This is a genomic window from Leptolyngbya sp. FACHB-541 (assembly GCF_014695875.1).
GTDB lineage: Bacteria > Cyanobacteriota > Cyanobacteriia > Elainellales > Elainellaceae > JAAUTN01.
In genome coordinates this window covers 37,317-55,703 of record NZ_JACJPC010000135.1, presented here as the reverse complement: position 1 = coordinate 55,703, position 18,387 = coordinate 37,317, and the positions used below count along the sequence as shown (strand labels likewise).

At 50.4% G+C, this 18,387-nt stretch carries 19 protein-coding genes and 1 tRNA gene; 16 read left to right on the top strand and 4 right to left on the bottom strand.

Annotated elements, in window-relative coordinates; all coding sequences use genetic code 11:
- Window positions 1-391 precede the first annotated feature (391 nt).
- The 9 genes from grpE to H6G00_RS29260 all read left to right on the top strand — a co-directional run bounded on the left by grpE (window position 392) and on the right by H6G00_RS29260 (window position 9,727).
- The gene (gene grpE, locus H6G00_RS29300) at window positions 392-1,156 is read left to right on the top strand and encodes a nucleotide exchange factor GrpE (RefSeq protein ID WP_190642739.1); all 765 of its coding nucleotides are present in this window, start codon (window positions 392-394) and stop codon (window positions 1,154-1,156) included.
- A gap of 214 nt (window positions 1,157-1,370) precedes the next feature.
- The gene (gene dnaK / locus H6G00_RS29295) at window positions 1,371-3,326 is read left to right on the top strand and encodes a molecular chaperone DnaK (protein ID WP_190799420.1); all 1,956 of its coding nucleotides are present in this window, start codon (window positions 1,371-1,373) and stop codon (window positions 3,324-3,326) included.
- A gap of 111 nt (window positions 3,327-3,437) precedes the next feature.
- A complete protein-coding gene (dnaJ, locus tag H6G00_RS29290) occupies window positions 3,438-4,583 on the top strand; it encodes a molecular chaperone DnaJ (RefSeq protein WP_190799419.1) in 1,146 nt (381 codons plus the stop codon).
- A complete protein-coding gene (locus tag H6G00_RS29285; protein ID WP_190799418.1) occupies window positions 4,580-4,852 on the top strand; it encodes a sulfurtransferase TusA family protein in 273 nt (90 codons plus the stop codon). Before dnaJ ends, H6G00_RS29285 begins: the two co-directional genes overlap by 4 nt.
- Window positions 4,852-5,952, top strand: coding sequence for a small ribosomal subunit biogenesis GTPase RsgA (gene rsgA, locus H6G00_RS29280; RefSeq protein ID WP_190799417.1), 1,101 nt, complete (start codon window positions 4,852-4,854; stop codon window positions 5,950-5,952). Before H6G00_RS29285 ends, rsgA begins: the two co-directional genes overlap by 1 nt.
- Window positions 5,953-6,069: 117 nt before the next feature.
- A complete protein-coding gene (locus tag H6G00_RS29275) occupies window positions 6,070-7,257 on the top strand; it encodes an HlyD family efflux transporter periplasmic adaptor subunit (RefSeq protein WP_190799416.1) in 1,188 nt (395 codons plus the stop codon).
- A gap of 37 nt (window positions 7,258-7,294) precedes the next feature.
- The gene (locus H6G00_RS29270; protein ID WP_190799415.1) at window positions 7,295-7,780 is read left to right on the top strand and encodes a GNAT family N-acetyltransferase; all 486 of its coding nucleotides are present in this window, start codon (window positions 7,295-7,297) and stop codon (window positions 7,778-7,780) included.
- A 25-nt stretch (window positions 7,781-7,805) separates the two neighbouring features.
- Window positions 7,806-9,038, top strand: coding sequence for an ABC transporter permease DevC (gene devC / locus H6G00_RS29265; RefSeq protein ID WP_190799414.1), 1,233 nt, complete (start codon window positions 7,806-7,808; stop codon window positions 9,036-9,038).
- 2 nt (window positions 9,039-9,040) lie between these two features.
- Window positions 9,041-9,727: a DevA family ABC transporter ATP-binding protein gene (locus H6G00_RS29260; RefSeq protein WP_190799413.1), complete on the top strand. Its 687-nt coding sequence runs from the start codon at window positions 9,041-9,043 to the stop codon at window positions 9,725-9,727.
- 7 nt (window positions 9,728-9,734) lie between these two features.
- Here H6G00_RS29260 and H6G00_RS29255 read toward each other — a convergent pair.
- Window positions 9,735-9,807: transfer RNA gene (locus H6G00_RS29255), tRNA-Trp, on the bottom strand.
- Between the two features lie 64 nt (window positions 9,808-9,871).
- On the bottom strand, window positions 9,872-10,234 hold the full coding sequence (gene rplS, locus H6G00_RS29250; RefSeq protein WP_190642730.1) for a 50S ribosomal protein L19: 363 nt from the start codon (window positions 10,232-10,234) through the stop codon (window positions 9,872-9,874).
- A 316-nt stretch (window positions 10,235-10,550) separates the two neighbouring features.
- Here rplS and H6G00_RS29245 point away from each other — a divergent pair, with 316 nt between their 5' ends.
- The 7 genes from H6G00_RS29245 (at window position 10,551) to map (ending at window position 15,829) form a co-directional block, all read left to right on the top strand.
- The gene (locus tag H6G00_RS29245) at window positions 10,551-11,423 is read left to right on the top strand and encodes a DUF4382 domain-containing protein (RefSeq protein ID WP_190799412.1); all 873 of its coding nucleotides are present in this window, start codon (window positions 10,551-10,553) and stop codon (window positions 11,421-11,423) included.
- On the top strand, window positions 11,420-11,917 hold the full coding sequence (locus H6G00_RS29240; RefSeq protein ID WP_199318785.1) for a carboxypeptidase-like regulatory domain-containing protein: 498 nt from the start codon (window positions 11,420-11,422) through the stop codon (window positions 11,915-11,917). The genes H6G00_RS29245 and H6G00_RS29240 overlap by 4 nt, the downstream gene beginning before the upstream one ends.
- A gap of 2 nt (window positions 11,918-11,919) precedes the next feature.
- On the top strand, window positions 11,920-12,570 hold the full coding sequence (gene cbiM / locus H6G00_RS29235) for a cobalt transporter CbiM (protein WP_190642727.1): 651 nt from the start codon (window positions 11,920-11,922) through the stop codon (window positions 12,568-12,570).
- Window positions 12,571-12,573: 3 nt separating this feature from the next.
- Entirely contained in the window at window positions 12,574-13,383 is an 810-nt protein-coding gene (gene cbiQ / locus H6G00_RS29230) for a cobalt ECF transporter T component CbiQ (RefSeq protein ID WP_190642726.1), read from the top strand.
- Between the two features lie 13 nt (window positions 13,384-13,396).
- On the top strand, window positions 13,397-14,185 hold the full coding sequence (locus H6G00_RS29225) for an ABC transporter ATP-binding protein (RefSeq protein ID WP_190799411.1): 789 nt from the start codon (window positions 13,397-13,399) through the stop codon (window positions 14,183-14,185).
- Window positions 14,186-14,263: 78 nt separating this feature from the next.
- Window positions 14,264-14,764, top strand: a complete 501-nt coding sequence (locus H6G00_RS29220; protein WP_190799410.1) for a cupredoxin domain-containing protein — start codon at window positions 14,264-14,266, stop codon at window positions 14,762-14,764.
- A 237-nt stretch (window positions 14,765-15,001) separates the two neighbouring features.
- Window positions 15,002-15,829, top strand: coding sequence for a type I methionyl aminopeptidase (gene map, locus H6G00_RS29215; protein WP_190799409.1), 828 nt, complete (start codon window positions 15,002-15,004; stop codon window positions 15,827-15,829).
- Here map and kefC read toward each other — a convergent pair.
- Together kefC and H6G00_RS29205 are read right to left on the bottom strand one after the other, a co-directional pair.
- On the bottom strand, window positions 15,826-17,703 hold the full coding sequence (gene kefC, locus H6G00_RS29210; RefSeq protein WP_190799408.1) for a glutathione-regulated potassium-efflux system protein KefC: 1,878 nt from the start codon (window positions 17,701-17,703) through the stop codon (window positions 15,826-15,828). The genes map and kefC overlap by 4 nt on opposite strands.
- Window positions 17,696-18,331 (bottom strand): NAD(P)H-dependent oxidoreductase, encoded by a 636-nt coding sequence (locus H6G00_RS29205; protein ID WP_190799407.1) that lies wholly within the window; start codon window positions 18,329-18,331, stop codon window positions 17,696-17,698. The genes kefC and H6G00_RS29205 overlap by 8 nt, the downstream gene beginning before the upstream one ends.
- Between the last annotated feature and the right edge of the window lie 56 nt (window positions 18,332-18,387).

Here is an 18,387-nt window from a genome sequence, read left to right as displayed (position 1 = left end):
TTGCTAGGCCTTGGAAGCGTCGCACTTTTCAAAGAACTCCATGAAAGAATCATAGTGCGATGAAACCTGAAGAGGCTAGTCGGAAACTACCAGAGATTTGTCCGTATCGGGTTGCGATAGAGTAGTACTCGGTTGGATGGGGTTAAATAGCTAAACTTTGTGTTCACGATAATAGCCTGTACGACCAAATTTGGCTCTCTACCCAAACGCTCTGGGTTAAAAAGCATTGTCCAATTCGCTTAATCGTTAGAATCATCCATAGATGAACTCGTATCCATTGAAGACCTTTCCCAAATCAAGACAACAAATTAGCAAAGTTTTGACAACGGATTCGGTTTAATTGGAAATAGCCCACGAGAAATTCAGTTCTAGGTTCTGGATATAGTAGACAATGATTGAGGAAGAAAAGCAGCTAGAGAACGTTCAAGGGTCAGAGGCTGATACCTCAGAGGATGTACAGCAAGTGGAGAGTGAAACAATGCCCGATGAGGCAACGGTACAAAATAGTCAAGAGGTCGCTTCAGAGTATTCAACTGCGGACCCGGAGTCTGTGGGGCAAGTGATCGAAGCTGAAGCTGAACCTGTAGAAGCTGAGCCAGAGGTTCAGCCTGTAGAAGCTGAGGTAGACAGTCGAGCGATCGCCGAGCTAACTCAACAAGTCGAGTCTTTAAAGGCTCAGGTTGAAGAACGCACGGGGCAGTACATGCGGATTGCCGCTGATTTTGACAACTTCCGCAAGCGGACTCAAAAAGAGAAGGAAGACTTGGAGCAGCAGGTCAAATGCTCCACGATCGTCGAGTTGCTGCCAGTGGTCGATAACTTTGAGCGGGCGCGATCGCAGATCAAGCCGCAAACTGATCAGGAGATGAATATCCACAAGAGCTACCAGAGCGTTTACAAGCAGCTGGTTGATTGTCTCAAGCGGGTTGGCGTAGCGCCTATGCGTTCTGAAGGCAAAGAATTTGACCCCAATCTGCATGAAGCTGTCATGCGAGAAGCAACAGACGAACATGCTGAGGGCACTGTGATCGAGGAGTTAGTACGAGGCTACCTCCTGGGTGAGCGAGTTTTACGCCATGCGATGGTTAAAGTTGCTACCGCCCCAGAACCCGTGATAACTTCGGATGAAGCATATCAGGGCGAGACTGACGGTTAAGGGAATCTCAGTAGACGCGTACTTTATTTACAAGTTCTTGATGAGGTGCGTGTTGTTTCTACGGTTATAGCTGTCGCTTTGCTAAGGGGTTGCCCATAAAATTTAGGCTAAGCTGATCAGATTCCCGAAAAATTGCGGAATACTCTGTTAGAAATGAGTTCAATTCATCTACATTTTGTACTCATTCACTTGAACACGTTCACAGCCGCTAATTATGGGAAAAGTCATTGGTATTGACCTGGGCACGACAAATAGCTGTGTTGCTGTCTTGGAGGGCGGTCAACCGATCGTCATCTCCAACTCCGAAGGAGGGCGGACAACTCCCAGCATTGTTGGCTTTGCCAAAACGGGTGAGCGGCTGGTGGGGCAGCTAGCAAAGCGACAAGCTGTAACGAATGCCGAAAATACTGTTTTCAGCATCAAGCGATTTATTGGTCGGCGTTGGGATGATACCGAAACTGAGCGAACTCGAGTTTCCTACACCTGTATCAAAGGTAAGGATGACACGGTAGACGTGCAGATTCGGGGTCGCACCTACACTCCCCAAGAGATCTCAGCCATGATCCTGCAAAAGCTCAAGCAGGATGCTGAAAATTATCTGGGTGAACCTCCCACTCAAGCTGTGATTACGGTTCCTGCATACTTTACGGATGCTCAGCGACAAGCCACTAAAGATGCTGGAACGATCGCAGGGCTAGAAGTATTACGAATTATTAATGAGCCGACGGCCGCTGCATTATCTTACGGTCTCGATAAGCAAGACCAGGATCAAACCGTACTGGTTTTTGACCTCGGAGGCGGCACCTTTGACGTTTCAGTCTTACAGCTAGGGGATGGTGTGTTTGAGGTCAAGGCGACTTCAGGCAACAATCACTTAGGCGGTGATGATTTTGATAATGCCTTGGTGCGCTGGATGATCGATAGCTTTAGAGAAAATGAAGGCATCGATCTGTCGATTGATAAAATGGCGCTTCAGCGTCTGAGAGAAGCGGCTGAGAAAGCCAAAATTGAGCTTTCTAACATGCTGACGACCTCAATCAATTTGCCGTTCATCACAGCGGATGAAACGGGTCCCAAGCATCTAGAAATGGAGCTAACTCGCGCTAAGTTTGAGGAATTAGTCAATCACCTGGTACTCAGCACGATCGAGCCAGTCAATCAAGCACTCAAGGATGCTGACCTGACCGGTGAGGATATCGATCGGATTATTCTGGTTGGAGGTTCTACCCGAATTCCGGCGGTTCAGGACGCAATTCGCCAGTATTTTAATGGCAAAACTCCTGATCGCTCAGTTAACCCCGATGAGGCTGTGGCGTTAGGTGCAGCAGTGCAAGCAGGTGTCTTGGCTGGCGAAGTCAAGGATTTGCTTCTGCTTGACGTAACACCGTTGTCTCTAGGCATTGAAACGCTAGGTGAAGTATTTACCCGAATCATTGAACGAAACACGACTATTCCTACAAGCAAGACGCAGACATTCTCGACCGCGACCGATGGTCAAACTTCGGTCGAAATCCATGTTCTGCAAGGAGAACGAGCTTTAGCAAAAGACAATAAAAGTCTGGGTAAATTTCAGCTAGCGGGCATTCCGCCTGCACCTAGAGGAGTGCCTCAGATTGAGGTGTCGTTTGAAATTGACGCAAATGGCATTCTTCAGGTGGCAGCTAGAGATAAGGGCACCGGGCGAGAGCAAAGCGTGCGAATTACCAACACAGGTGGACTAACCCCATCTGAGATCGAGCAAATGAAGCTAGATGCGGAGATTAACGCAGAGGATGATCTGCGCCGCAAGCAACTGGTGGAATTGCGGAATCAGGCAGATGGGCTGTTCTATAGCTGGGAGACAACGCTCAGGGATAATGCTCAGTTTATTACTGATGGTCTTAAAGCAGAGGCAAATGAGCGAGTGGCTGAACTGCGGGCGGCGATCGCTGACCGCTCCATTTCCGTTGAAGCGATGAAGCAACGGCTAGATGCTCTCCAGCAAGCCCTGTTTGCAATTGGCGCGTCAGTGTATCAGCAGATCAACCAGGATAATCCAGATTATGACTATTCAGACGAGACTTCCATCGCAGAAGATAACGGCAACGTTAGCTCAACGCTAGAGGAAGAGTTTGGATACGGTTTTGAAAACGATGACACGGTAACTGCTGATTACGAGGCAGTCGATTAGCCTAGAGTGCTAGGGTATTAAATAGGGGGTGTAGGGTGTAAGCTATCCTAGCCCTAGTGAGTTTCCTAATTTTCAAACCTAAAGCCCTTCTATCTAAGCAAGCAGTCTCCTATGGCTCGTGATTATTATGAAATGCTCGGTGTCTCCCGTGATTCAGACAAAGAGGAGATCAAGCGTGCTTACCGACGTTTAGCGCGCAAGTATCACCCTGATGTCAACAAGGAAGATGGTGCCGAGGAGCGCTTCAAGGAAATCAACCGAGCCTATGAAGTGCTTTCTGAACCTGAAACTCGTGCCCGTTACGATCGCTTCGGTGAAGCAGGAGTTGGCTCTGCAGCGGGAGCCGGCTTTCAGGACTTCGGCGATTTGGGCGGTTTTGCCGACATTTTCGAAAGCTTCTTTAGTGGCTTCTCTGGCGGCATGGGCGGGCAACCAGGCGGCGGTGGCGGTCGTCGTCGCGGCGGCCCGGTCAGAGGGGATGATTTGCGGCTCGACCTAAAGCTTGATTTTCGTGAAGCTGTTTTTGGCGGCGAAAAAGAAATTCGCATTAGCCATCTGGAAACCTGCACGAACTGTAGCGGCTCAGGGGCAAAGCCGGGTACTCGTCCTAGAGCTTGTCCGACCTGCACCGGCTCAGGACAAGTGCGTCGTGCCACCAGAACGCCTTTTGGCAGCTTTACTCAAGTCTCAGTTTGCCCGACCTGCAATGGTGCGGGGCAGGTGATTGAGGAGAAGTGCGAGATTTGCGGCGGCAGTGGGCAAAAGCAGGAAGCCAAAAAGCTAAAAATTACGATTCCGGCTGGGGTTGATAATGGCACGCGGCTGCGCGTTTCTTCGGAAGGGGATGCGGGGCAGCGAGGTGGACCACCGGGCGATCTGTATGTTTACCTGTTCGTGAATGAAGATGCCGAGTTTCAGCGCGATGGCATTAACATTCTCTCGGAGATCAAGATTAGCTATTTACAGGCAATTCTAGGCTGTCAGATAGAGGTGAATACGGTAGATGGACCTACTGAGCTGACCATTGCCTCTGGCACCCAACCTGGAACAGTGCTCACCCAGGAAAATCAAGGTGTACCCCGCTTAGGCAATCCGGTTAGCCGTGGGGATCATCTAATCACTATCCAGATTGATATCCCAACGCGGTTGACTACTGAAGAGCGTGAGCTATTAGAGAAGCTAGCTAAGATTCGGGGCGATCGCCTGGGCAAAGGAGGCGGCATTGAAGGCTTTCTAGGGGGGCTGTTTCGAGGATGAGTAGTGCAGCATCTACTGCTGAGCATCTGCCCGATGCCCAACTGGATTTGAGGGGAACTCCCTGTCCGATTAACTTTGTCAAGACAAAACTTCGGCTGGAAAAGATGGCTCCAGGCGCTTTGCTGGAGGTTTGGCTAGACCCAGGAGAGCCGATGGAGCAGGTTCCTGATAGCCTGACGATGGAGGGCTATGGAATTGAACAAGTCGAAGAACGGACAGGTTTTTTCGCAATTCGAGTGCGACGACCCAGCGAGAAGAGTTCTGAGTGATGAGTGCTGAGTTAGACCAGCAGCCTAATGCTCAGACATCCGAGAACGACTCGGTGATTGCAAGTTCTGAAGATCTGGTAGGCACGGTCCTGGCAGTTCAGGCCAATTACTATTGGGTGCAGTTGGGCGACAAATCGCTGCTTTGTACGCGGCGATCGCGCTTAAAAAAAATTGGGCAGCAGGTTTGGGTGGGCGATCGCGTCCAGGTCGAGGAACCTGATTGGGCTGGGGGAAGAGGGGCGATCGCCCAGGTATTTCCCCGCGACAGTGAACTCGATCGTCCACCGATCGCCAATGCAGATCAAATTCTGCTGGTATTTGCCCTGGCAGACCCTAACCCAGAGCCGCTTCAGCTTAGTCGCTTCTTGATTAAAGCTGAGTCAACTGGGCTAGAAGTTTGTCTGGGTTTGAATAAGAGTGACTTGGTGAGTGCTGAAATGCAAGCAGAGTGGCGCGATCGCCTTCAGCAATGGGGCTATCAGTCTCAGATGCTCAGCACCCAGCATCAAATGGGGTTGGACAACCTGCAAACTCAGCTTAAACAAAAAATTACGGTCATCTCCGGTCCCTCTGGAGTAGGTAAATCGAGTTTGATCAACCAGCTAATTCCAGACGTAGATTTGCGAGTGGGCTCAGTTTCCGGGAAGTTGGGACGCGGTCGTCATACAACGCGGCACGTCGAGCTATTTGAATTGCCAGGTGGCGGTCTGTTAGCTGATACGCCCGGCTTCAACCAGCCAGATTTGGACTGTGCGCCTGTGGAATTGGCAGACTTTTTCCCAGAAGCGCGACAACGACTGGCAGAGGCGAACTGCCAGTTTAGTAACTGTCTGCACCGAGATGAGCCAAACTGCGCTGTGCGGGGTGACTGGGAACGCTACGAGCATTATTTGGTGTTTTTGGAAGAGGCAATCGCCCGTCAAACTCAGCTTCAGCAAAAAACTGATCAGGACTCTAGCATGAAGCTGAAAATCAACCAGAAAGGCGAGAGCTATTACGAACCTCGCCTGGAAAGCAAAAAATATCGTCGCCAGTCACGGCGTACCCAGCATCAAACTTTGGATGCAATGATATGGGACGCTGAGCCTGAAGAAGACTGAAATTGCTCTTCAGGTCAAATTCAATCCACCAGTGAAATGACCGGGCGGGGGAGGTCAAATTTCCCTGGGATCAAGTCAACTGGTTTAAGAAAGTTTTGCTGAAACTGCTGTCGGGCTATGGTTCATTTTCCTTCCCTGCTTCCAGCATTGGGTCGCTACGCTGCTCATGCGGTCGTTTTTGGTATGGTTTCAGCTTGTACGGCTTGTGGTTTTTCGCAGGCAGAACAGCCTCCCGCTGAGACTACAGCTGAGGTTGCACCGATCGCTACAGTTGTCGCGTTAGGTCGTTTGGCTCCCAAAGGGGAAGTGATCAAACTCTCTGTGCCTAATGCTCAAGATAGCCGGGTGAATCAAATCCTGGTGGAAGAGGGCGATCGCGTTGAAGCAAATCAGGTAATCGCCATTTTGCAAGGGCAGGAGCGACGGCAGCGGGACTTAGAGGAAGCCCAGAAAAACGTCGAATATTACCAGGCATTGCTAGCTCAAACGCAGTCTGGAGATGCCAAAAATGCAGAAATTGCGGCGCAGCGAGCAAACATTGCGCGACTGGAGGCGCAGCTTCGTACCGAGGCAGATGAGCGGCGGGCGGCGATCGCCAGTGCCGAAGCCGAACTGCGGCGGGCAGAATTGAACTATCGGCGCAACCAATCGCTTCAGCAGGAAGGGGCGGCTAGCATTGAGGAATTGGAACTGGCGCGTGAGGAATTTGAAACGAGGCAGGCGGCACTGTCTCAAAGACGGGCTGAACTAGACACCACCTTGGCGACCCTGCGGGAACAGATTCGGCAGGAGCAGGAAAATCTGGCGATGCTGCAAGAGGTGCGCCCGGTGGATGTGCAGGTGGCTCAAGCTGAACTGGATAAGGCTTTAATTGCAGTCGAGCAAAGGCAGGCTGACCTGGAAGATACGCAGGTCAGAGTGCCAGTAGCGGGTCAGATTTTGCGAATTAACACACGGGTAGGAGAACAGGTCAACACAGAGCAGGGCATCGTGGAATTGGGGCAAACGGATGAGATGTATGCGATCGCCGAAGTTTACGAAACTGAGATTACCAAGGTCCAACTCGGGCAAAGTGCCACTATCACGAGTGAATATGGAGGCTTTGAGGGAGGAATTCAGGGCACTGTTGATCACATTGGTTTGCAAATTGGGGCGCGTACTCTTTCAAGCAATTCCTCTGACCCTACGACAGATGAGACAACCCGTGTTGTGGAAGTGAAAATTCGGATCAGTCCAGAGGATAGCGTCAGGGTTGCTGACTTAACGAATATGCAGGTTCGGGTTGAGATCAATGTTGAAAGCTGATGTTAAGAGTTGATATTGAGGCTTGACGCAAACAGAAATGACTGAAATTAAACCGATTCAACCGCATCAAATTGAGGATGTTAAGCAAGTCATTTTGGCGGTATGTCAGGAGATTTTTCAGGTCCCTGAGGAAGTGATTCGGCGGCATGACAATCTCTCGGATATCGATCAGGTGCGATCGCACTACTTCGACAATCGAGGAATTTTCCTGGTTCTACTTGATGGTGAAACGGTTGTTGGCTGCGGGGCGATTCGTTATTTAAGTAGCGACACCAGTGGCGATATTTGTGAACTCAAACGTATGTGGTTCCTTAACCCCTACCGAGGACAGGGATGGGGAACCAAGATGAGTTACATGCTGCTGAATTTTGCTAAACGGAATGATTACACAAAAGTTAGGTTAGATACTGTTGATGAGTACAAACAAGCCCCAGCCATCAAGCTTTATCAGCGTCTCGGCTTTTATCCAATCGAGCGATACAACGATAGTGCTTGCACAGTTTTTTTAGAGAAGCTGCTCTAGTCAATGAGTCATAAGTGATTGTTCTATGAAACGTTTTCTTAAATCTTCTCTTGAATGGCTTCAGATCAACAAACCCTTAGGGTGGGCACAGTTATCTCATCAAAAGGCGCGATTGCTCGTTGCGATGACAGGAGTGGCGTTCTCTAACATTCTCATCTTTACCCAGTTGGGATTGCGGGCACTGTTGTTTGATGGAGTCACGCTGGTACCAGAGAATCTAGCAGGTGATTTGTTTTTGGTGTCTGCTTATACGCCAACTATTAGCTTTGGTAGCTTTTCGCGCGTTTATCTCTATCAAGCAGATGCAGTGACTGGCGTTGCGGCTGCCAATCCGCTTTATATCAGTTCTGCAGAATGGGTAAATCCCGAAGATCTACAGAATCCTTCAGTGGACAGAACGGAAGAGGCGGGTTCAGAGATCGACTTCTTCCCCAGTACCGTTAGAATTCTGGCGTTTAATCCGGCTCGTCCGGTATTTGATATGCCTGAGGTAAACCAGCAGCTTGATTTGCTGAATGCGCCCGGTAGTGTTTTGTTTGACCGCCTTTCACAGGACCAGCTTGGCCCTGTACCAGACCTATTGAGCCAGCAAGGTGTAGTGAGTACGGTGATGAGTAAACGCCGAACTCATGTGGTGGGGCTATTTAGCCTGGGCAGCACTATGTTTGATAAGGGGCATGTGATCATGAGTGACTGGAATCTTGCTCAGCGCAATGGTCAGGATAGTCTCCAGCAGGTGAATGTAGGCAGTTTGTTTTTAGAGGCGGGAGCCGATCTGGAGACGGTACGAACTCGCCTACAAAGTACATTGCCGCCAGCAGTAAAGGTGATGACGCGTGAGGAGTTAATGCAGTCAGAGCAGGCATTCCGGGCTTCTTTCCCAGAAGGAAAAATTCTCAACTTTGGAGCGGCGATCGGGTTTGTGGTCGGCGTGGTGATTGTATATCAGGTACTCTACACCGATGTGAGTGATCATTTGCCTGAGTATGCAACGCTCAAAGCGATGGGCTATTCGGATGCTTCGCTGCTGGCTGTAGTGCTTCAGGAGGCGGTGATTCTGGCAGTTTTGGGGTTTGTTCCGGGTTACATTACCTCTTATTGGATGTATGGGTTACTCACTTATTTGACTAAGATTCCGCTAACGATGCGGGCAGGTATTGCATTGCAGGTGTTTATCCTGACGCTGGTGATGTGTGTGATTTCGGGGGCGATCGCCATGAACAAGCTCCGTTCTGCTGACCCTGCGGACGTATTTTAGTCATGGAACCTGTTGTAGCGGTTCGTAACTTGAATCATGCGTTTGGGCAGGGGGCACTGCGGAAACCAGTGCTGATGGAGGTTGACCTGGATTTATATCCGGGCGAAGTGGTGATTTTGGAAGGACCATCGGGTGGTGGCAAAACCACTTTGCTGACCTTAATTGGCGCATTACGAGCGGTGCAGGAGGGCAGCCTAAAAATTTTGGGTCAGGAGTTGCAGGGCGCAAAAAAAAGGCAACTGATTCAAACGCGCAACCAGATCGGTTTTATCTTTCAGTCTCACAATCTGCTGGAGTGCTTGACTGCTTGGGAGAACGTGAGTACATCTTTGAGGTTGCACAAACATATTCCACCGCGTGAATACCGCAAGCGATCGCTAGAAATTCTCACTGCTGTAGGGCTAGGCGATCGCGCCGATTACTATCCCGAAAAGCTGTCAGGCGGGCAAAAGCAGCGAGTGGCGATCGCCCGTGCCTTGGTTAGCTATCCTAAACTGCTGCTGGCGGACGAACCCACTTCGGCACTCGACAGCAAATCGGGACGAGATGTCGTGGAAATTATGCAGCGACTTGCTAAAGAAGAAGGCTGCACCGTCTTACTAGTGACTCACGACAATCGCATTCTGGACGTAGCTGATCGAACTATTCACATGGAAGATGGACGACTGACGCAGAATACAAGCCGTTGAATTAAAGCGCGCCCTGGAGGACTCGAACCCCCGACATCAGGTTTTGGAGACCTGCGTTCTACCAACTGAACTAAGAGCGCATTTGGGGTTTACCGGAGCATACCCCAGTTTAACAGCTTGTGTCGCTGTATAGTACCTAGCAGTTTAAAGTGCCCGGTCAAACCGCTGCTTGAGGCGAGTTGCCTTACCAACGCGATCGCGCAGATAGTAAAGCTTAGCGCGACGCGCTTTGCCTCGACGAATAATCTTGATGTTGGCAACGCGAGGAGAATGAAGCAAAAATACTCGCTCTACGCCAACGCCTTGGAAGATGCGGCGAACGGTGATGGTTTCATTGATGCCACCATTTCGCATGGCAATAACGGTGCCTTCATAGGGCTGTACCCGCTCTTTGCCGCCTTCTTGAATCCGTACACCCACACGAATCGTGTCGCCAACGTGGATGATAGGCAAGTCACTCTTTAACTGCTCCGCCTCAATCGAGCGGATGATTTCCTGCGCTTTCATAGCTTTTTCAATACTCACAATTTCTCAGTATAGTCCTAGGTTGGGGAGAAAGTCTATTAGCAGCATTCTGATTTTGCCAGAAAATCCGCTGTTTTCAGTCCTGTCCTTTTTCCCCAGGATCAGGATTTTGGGCAAATTCGGGTGGAATTCGGTTTATTTGTATCCCCCCTTGGCGGATTGAATTTCTTAGAAGAACGAGGTTCACTGAACTGTTGTATTCCCCAATGCATGAGCATTCTTGCAACTCAGAGCATTAGAAGAACGGAATTTAGCACCAAAACTTCTGTTGATTAAATAATCAGGACGAACCTTCTGCATGAAAAAGCAATTTCTAACACTGGCAGGTTTAGCCCTCATCCTGCTAGGCTTACTCCAGGCTTGCGCTGGTGGTGAAACCCCTGAAGCTGAAGCCCCTGAAACCGAATCAACTGCTGAGGCTCCTGAGACTCAAGCTTCAGGAGAAACGGGCACGCTGCAAATTCGGGCTAACGGAGAAGATTTTGTTCGTCAGGGATTTGTGTCTAAAGACGGATGGGAAATTAGCTTTGATCACCTCTACGTAAATCTGGCTGACCTGACGGCGTATCAAACCGAGCCGCCTTACGAGCCTGAAGCAGGCGATGAATTGCAAGCTAGTCAGGAAGTCAAGGTTGAAGAGGTGAAGACGATTGATTTGGCAGAGGGAGACGAAAATGCAGAGCCAGTTTTGGTAGAAGAGGTAGAAGCCCCTGCTGGTCGCTATAATGCCCTTTCTTGGCAGATGGTGAATGCAGATGAAGGCCCGGCTAGTGGCTATGCGATGGTAATTCAGGGTGTTGCCACGAAGGATGGTGAAACCGTTAACTTTACGCTGAACGTAGATGAGGAGTTGGCGTTTAGCTGCGGAGATTTTGTCGGTGATGAGCGCAAAGGCGTTTTAGAACCGGGTGGCACGGCCGACGTAGAAGCAACTTTTCACTTTGACCACCTATTTGGGGATGGGGAAGCTGCGCCCGATGATGAACTGAATGTTGGTGCTTTGGGTTTTCAACCTCTAGCTGATTTGGCTGAGGGTGGAGAACTGACGGCTGATACGGCTGACCTGGAGCAAGATCTTTCTGAGGAAGATTACAACAAGCTGCTTGAGCTTTTGCCGAGCCTGGGTCATGTTGGGGAAGGTCATTGTGAGGAGACACAGTTAACGACATGAGACGAACGTTTGCTATTCCTCTGGTGCTGATCTCGGTTGTGAGTTGGCAGGTGAAAGCGATCGCCCACGGAGTGGGGATCACCTACCAGGCAACCGAAGCAATAGAGCTTCAAGCTAACTATGACAGCGGTGAGCCGATGGCAGAGGCTCAGGTGTCGGTCTATTCGCCTGAAGATCCATCTACGCCCTGGCTAACCGGCACTGCGGATGAAACTGGGCGCTTTGTGTTTGCCCCAGACCCCTCCATTCCTGGTACGTGGGAGGTGCAGGTGAGACAGGCTGGACATGGCGAAATTCTCAACATTCCTGTAGGTGGAGAAGCAGGCGTGTTAGGGGCAAATGCAGGAGCATCTGAGACAGACGGTGAGTCAAATAGCCAGATTGCTTCTGGCATTGGTGACAACCTTTCGATTCCTCAGAAAGGGCTGATGGCTGTTTCAGTGATTTGGGGATTTGTGGGTACTGCTTTGTTCTTTCTCGCTAGGAAGAAATAGCGATGCACATTCCTGATGGCATTCTTCCGGCTTCAGTGTGCATTGCAGGCTATGCGATCGCCGTTCCTGTAACCTGGTATTCCCTGCGCCAAATCAATCGGCTCAAAGATCCGACTGAGGAGTTACCCAAAGCCTCGTTGCTAACAGCCGCCTTTTTCATTGCCTCCTCGATCAACATTCCCGTGCCGCCCTCCAGCGTTCACCTGGTGCTAAACGGACTGTTGGGATGTGTTTTGGGCTACTTTGCCTTTCCTGCCATTTTGGTGGGTCTGTTTTTTCAAGCCATTATGTTTGGGCATGGAGGGCTAACAACATTGGGCGTAGATGCAGTGATGATGGGCATTCCAGCACTGGTAGCGTCTCACATTTTTCAGTTGCGTCATGTCTTCAGACAGAAGCTAGGCGAGAAGCTAGCGACTAATGTATTTGCATTTCTTGCTGGAGCTTTGGGTTTGGGACTTGCAGCCGTGATCTTCTTCTTTCTGGTGATTACCAACATTCCGTCTGGGTTTGATGCTCAGACGGAACGAGCGGCCGTTTATGGGCTGTCGCTGGCCCACCTGCCGCTGATGCTAATTGAGGGTACTTTTACGCTGTTGTTGGTCATGTTTTTGCAGCGGGTGAAGCCAGAACTAATTGAGCGGCGAGGGTAGTGCATGAGGTTTGAGTTAGACGAATATGCCTATCTTGATTCGCCGCTACACCGCTGGGAGCCTCGGTTTAAGCTGATTGGCTTGCTGGTTCTGATTTTTGCTTTTGCTTTCATTAAAGATCTGCGGCTGGTGCCTGTGGTGTTGGCGATCGCCGCCACACTCTATCTCCTCTCCCGGATGCCGCTCTCCTTTTTGATCAGTCGGTTACGCTATCCGGGTTTCTTTTTGCTGGGCGTAATTTTGCTGCTGCCGTTTTTCTCTGGCGAAACGGTGCTCTGGCAGTGGGGAGTGCTGACCCTACGGCAAGAAGGCATTTTAGCCATGCTGCTCGTGGTCGGTCGGTTTCTCGCGATTATTACAACGGCACTCATTCTGATGGGCACAACTCCCTTTTTAACGACCGTGAAAACGATGCGATCGCTAGGGTTGCCGAGTCTGATTGCTGATATGACGCTGCTTACCTATCGCTACCTGTACGATATTGCGGCAAATTTAAGCACCATGCAGCAAGCCATGCGGCTGAGAGGGTTTGGCAGATCCCCGCAAAAAAAGTACCTGCCCTTCATGCCTGACCTGCGGGAATTAAAACTTTTGGCTTCGCTCGCTGGGACGCTGTTAGTCCGTAGCTACGAGCAATCCGAAAGAATTTACAAAGCAATGCGGCTACGGGGCTATGGTAGCGAAAAATTTAAAGTTCACCCAGTTTATGCTGGGCCGACCTCATCACCCGCAACATTAAGAACCTGGAGCGGCTTTGGTTTGGTCTGTACACTTCTGATTGCGACAGGTTTAGTCGTGGCAGAGATTCTTTAGGTTTAGTTTGTCTATGAGTTCCACCGAGCGGCTATCCCAGACCAGCAACACACTTCAGCAGATCCAATTGGCACTGGAGATCAAAAAACTGTGCTTTTGCTACCCCGATGAGCCCAATGTTTTGCATGAAATTAGTTTGCTTGTCAAAGCTGGAGAAAGGATTGGCGTAATTGGTCACAATGGCTGCGGTAAGACTACTTTTTTTCGATTAATCTGCGGCGTTCTCAAACCAAACGCTGGAGAAATTGTTATCTTTGGCGAACCCATTTTGCCGGGAGATTTTCGTCCTGAGATCGGTTTACTGTTTCAAAACCCAGACGACCAGCTTTTCTCAGCCTCTGTGCGAGAAGATGTCGCGTTTGGTCCGCAAAATATGGGGTTGCCGCCCGAAGAAGTCGATCTGCGGGTTCAGGAGGCGATCGCCCTCACCGGGCTACAAACGCTCTCTCACCGCCCGCCTCATCACCTATCGGGTGGTGAAAAACAAATGGTGGCGATCGCCGGAGTCCTTGCCATGCGTCCCCGCGTGATGCTTTATGACGAGCCTTCCGCAAACTTGGATTTACGCGCCCGTCGTCGGCTGATTCAATTTTTGCAGCGATCGCAAGAAACCCTACTGATCTCCGCTCATGATCTAGAGCTAATTTTAGAAGTGTGCGATCGCGTTATTTTGATGGACGAAGGTCGCATCGTTGCAGATGGCGATCCCCATCAAATCATGGGTAACCAGGAACTGATGGAGCGCCACGGATTAGAAAAACCGCATTCCCTCATGCCTCACGTTGATCTCCATCATGGGTGAAGAGGATTCTGTCTTGTAACCAGAAATTCTTCACCTGATAATTAGGGCAAGCAACGTCAAACGGATGGAGGGTAGTCAATGTTTACTCTGTGGCGAGGATTACGGTTTAGTTTCCATTGGCTTTTAGGGCTGGCAATCAGCTTGAGTATTGTGATTGGGGTGGGAGCACTACCGCAGTTCAGTGGAAGGGCGATCGCCGCTGTCCTCTCCCATTCAGAACCGCTAATAGAGATCAGCGTTCACCTGGGCAACTCCACCGAAGAACTAAAATTCGTCCCCGACCATCTAGAGTTCATTGCAGGCAGACGCTACAAGCTAGTACTAGATAACCCCAGTTCTCAAAAACATTACTTCACCGCTAAAGATTTTGCCGATGCCATCTGGACGCAAAAAGTAGAAGCAGGCAACGTTGAAGTCAAAGGCGCAATTCACGAACTCGAACTTAAGCCGGGGGCGATCGCCGAATGGGTCTTTGTGCCACTCAAATCAGGCACCTACGAACTGCACTGCTCCATTGCTGGACATAGCGAAGCCGGAATGCGGGGCGTATTGACCGTAGCAGAACAGCAACCCGTCTGATTAAAATTCGCAAAGAGCGGACGAACCGTGCATCCCACCGATGCGAAGCGCGTCATGCTGCCTATCCTAGACCCTTGCGGAGGGGGACTGGGGGACGCGCTTCGTCCCCCAGTGGGGGTTTGGGGGCAAAGCCCTCAAAAAAGTCTGAAATCGAGAGACAATAGATAAAATTAAGACTTTGCTTGTATTATTTCCCGCAAATCCTAACTCTCCCGCTCCCACCTTACTGAGTCTTCCATGAATTTCCTCACCAACCTTTTGCCTCAACCTGCGCCCGGACCTCGCATCAAAAAACAGCGTCGCGGCGTAGAAACCAAATCGGCAGCCGAAATTGAAACCATGCGTCAGGCGGCAAAAATCGTCGCCACCGTTCTCAAAGAAATCTCAGAACTCGTCGAACCTGGCATGACCACTGCTGACCTGGATGCCCACGCCGAAAAACGCATCCGAGAAATGGGCGCAACACCTAGCTTCAAAGGCTATCACGGGTTTCCTGGCTCCATTTGCTCCAGCATCAACAACGAAGTCGTTCATGGCATCCCCAGCCACAAAAAAGTAATTCGCCGAGGCGACGTACTAAAAGTAGACACAGGTGCCTACTACGAAGGCTTCCACGGCGACTCCTGCATCACGATCGCCGTTGGAGAAGTCACCCCCGCTGCCGCAAAACTTATCCAAATTGCCGAAGAAGCCCTCTACAAAGGCATCAAGCAAGTCAAAGCCGGAAGTTATTTACTGGACATTGCTGGAGCGATTCAAGATCACGTCGAGGCAAATGGCTTCAAAGTTGTTGAAGACTTCACCGGACATGGAGTTGGGCGCAACCTGCACGAAGAACCATCTGTGTTTAACTTCCGGACTCACGAAATGCCCAACGTCAAGCTTAAAGCAGGCATGACCCTGGCGATCGAACCGATTCTCAATGCTGGCTCGAAGCATACTCGGACATTGAGCGATCGCTGGACAGTCGTCACCGTCGATCGCTCCCTCTCAGCCCAGTTTGAACATACTGTCCTGGTTACTGCGGATGGATATGAGATTTTGACCGATCGCAGCCAACTTTAATCTTTACGTAAAGCTGAAATATCCCAGGCGCGATCGACTTCCTGAGTCAACTCGCGATCGTCGGACTGCAACAATTGCCCCAAATCCTTGGCAAGCTGACGCGATCGCGCCAACACCATCGTCTCATCTCCCTCAGCCGCTGCCATGTCGCGCAACGCCTCAACATCGTGAAACTTAAACGTGCGGGCCGCTCGATGCGCCTTATACGATCGAACCCCCAACAGCTTTAACGCCTCCACACCCATATCCAGCGCCGAGCTAAAGGTTTCTCGCTCAACCACCTCCACACCCCGACGAATTAGCTCATAGGCATGGCGACGGTCGATCGCCCGTGCCAGAATTTTTAGATGGGGAAAATGCTTGTGCGTCAGATCAACAATCTCCAAGGCTTTCTCAGGATCATCGATCGCCACCACCAGCAGCCGAGCCTGCTCTGCCCCTGCTGCATGGAGCAGATCAATCCGAGAGGCATCTCCATAAAACACCTTCCAGCCAAACCGCCGCAGCAAATCGATTTGGCTAGGGTCATGTTCGAGTAACGTTGGACGGCAGCCATTAGCAATCAGCAACCGTCCGACAATCTGCCCAAAACGACCAAATCCAAGAATGATCACTGGATTTTCGTTGTCGTCAATTTCGTCAGCTTCCCGTTCCACTTCCGCCGTAACAAACCTGGGCTGTACCAGTTTCTCATTGATGATCATGAGTAGCGGAGTAATCACCATTGATAGCGCCACAACTGCAACCAGCGGTTCTGAAACGTCTGGAGGCAGAACTCGGTTTTGTGTCGCAAATGAGAATAGGACAAAGGCAAACTCACCACCCTGTGCCAGAGCAAAGGCAAACAGCAGATTTTGGCTGATTTCAAGGCGAAAGATACGACCCAGCGCAAAGAGAACGGCGAACTTGGCGATCGCCAACCCCAGCACCATTCCCAGAATCAATAGCGGCTGCCGAAGGAGCAGATTAAAATCGATGCTGGCTCCGACCGAGATAAAAAATAGCCCTAACAGTAAGCCCTTAAACGGCTCAATGTCGGACTCCAGTTCATGACGGTACTCATTATCTGCCAGCACCACACCCGCCACAAACGTGCCCAGCGCTGGAGAAAGCCCGACCTGCTGCATTGCTAGGGCAATTCCAATCACCAGCAACAGAGCCATTGCAGTAAACATCTCTCGCAGCCGCGTATCAGCAATAAAGCGAAAGATTGGACGCATCAAAAATCGCCCGCCGAGAATAATTCCAACTACTGTGCCAATGACTAGTAGCGCTTGCTGCCAAGCAGGTAAACCCGTTCCCTCTGCTGCTTCTGCTACGAAAATGACTTCATTTTGCGCGGTCGCAGCACCTTCCAAAGCCAGCAGCGGCATCAAAGCCAGCATGGGAATCACGGCAATGTCTTGAAATAGCAGCACCGAGAAGGAGGACTGCCCCCCATCCGTCTTGGCTAACCCTTTTTCGTTCAGGGTTTGCAGCACGATCGCCGTTGACGAAAGCGCAAGAGTCATGCCGATCGCCAGCGCTATCTGCCAGGGCAGTCCAAACAGTAGGCTGATGCCTGCAAACACTATTGTTGTTACCAACACCTGCAAGCCGCCCAATCCCACAATCGGCACTCGCAAACGCCATAACAACTCAGGCTGTAGCTCCAAGCCGATTAGAAACAGCATCATCACCACGCCAAATTCGGCGAAGTGCATCACATCTTCGCCTTCATTGCCGACAAAGCCCAGCACAAATGGGCCGATGATCACTCCTGCCAGTAAATAGCCCAGTACAGATCCTAAGCCCAGTCGCTTGGCGATCGGCACTGACAGCACTGCTGCCACCAGGTAAATAAACGCCTGATAGAAGAGACTTTCATTAGACATGGTGAGACACCTCCTGGGACTTGAGAATTTGGTCGAGCCCGTGATTGATGTGCTTAAACTGGGGCAACTTCTCCCAACTCACCCGATCATCCCGCAATGCCGTAATCACCTGGTGATAGTCTTCAGTGTGTTTGACGAGTTGACCCTGTTCCTGAATCTGATGAGTTCCTTGAACCACAAAGGGCGGCAAATAGTCCATGCCACACAGGTGAGCCGTTTGCTCAAATGGCACCAGCAATTCTCGTACCGAAAAGCGATTGTATCCCTGACGGCAATAAGCCTGCTCTCCGCCCCCAGTGGTGATTGCTGAGAGAAACTTTTTGCCGCGCAGTGCCGTTCCTCCTTTGCCATAGGCAAAACCATGCTCTAGTACCAAATCCTGCCATTCTTTTAAGATGGCTGGGCTGCTGTACCAGTAAAAGGGATGGTGAAAAACAATAATGTCGTGAGCTAGAAGTAAGTCTTGCTCAACTTTTACGTTGATATGAAAGTCAGGATATTGCTCGTAAAGGTCATGAACAGTGACGGCATCTAACCCTCGAATCGCTTGAATTAAACGCCGATTTACTCGTGACTTTTCTAAGGCTGGGTGAGCAAACAAAATCAAAATCTGGTTAGGATTGCTCATGTTTTTGGGGAGGGATGAGGAGTGAAGGATGAAGGCTTATGACTTATATGGCATAG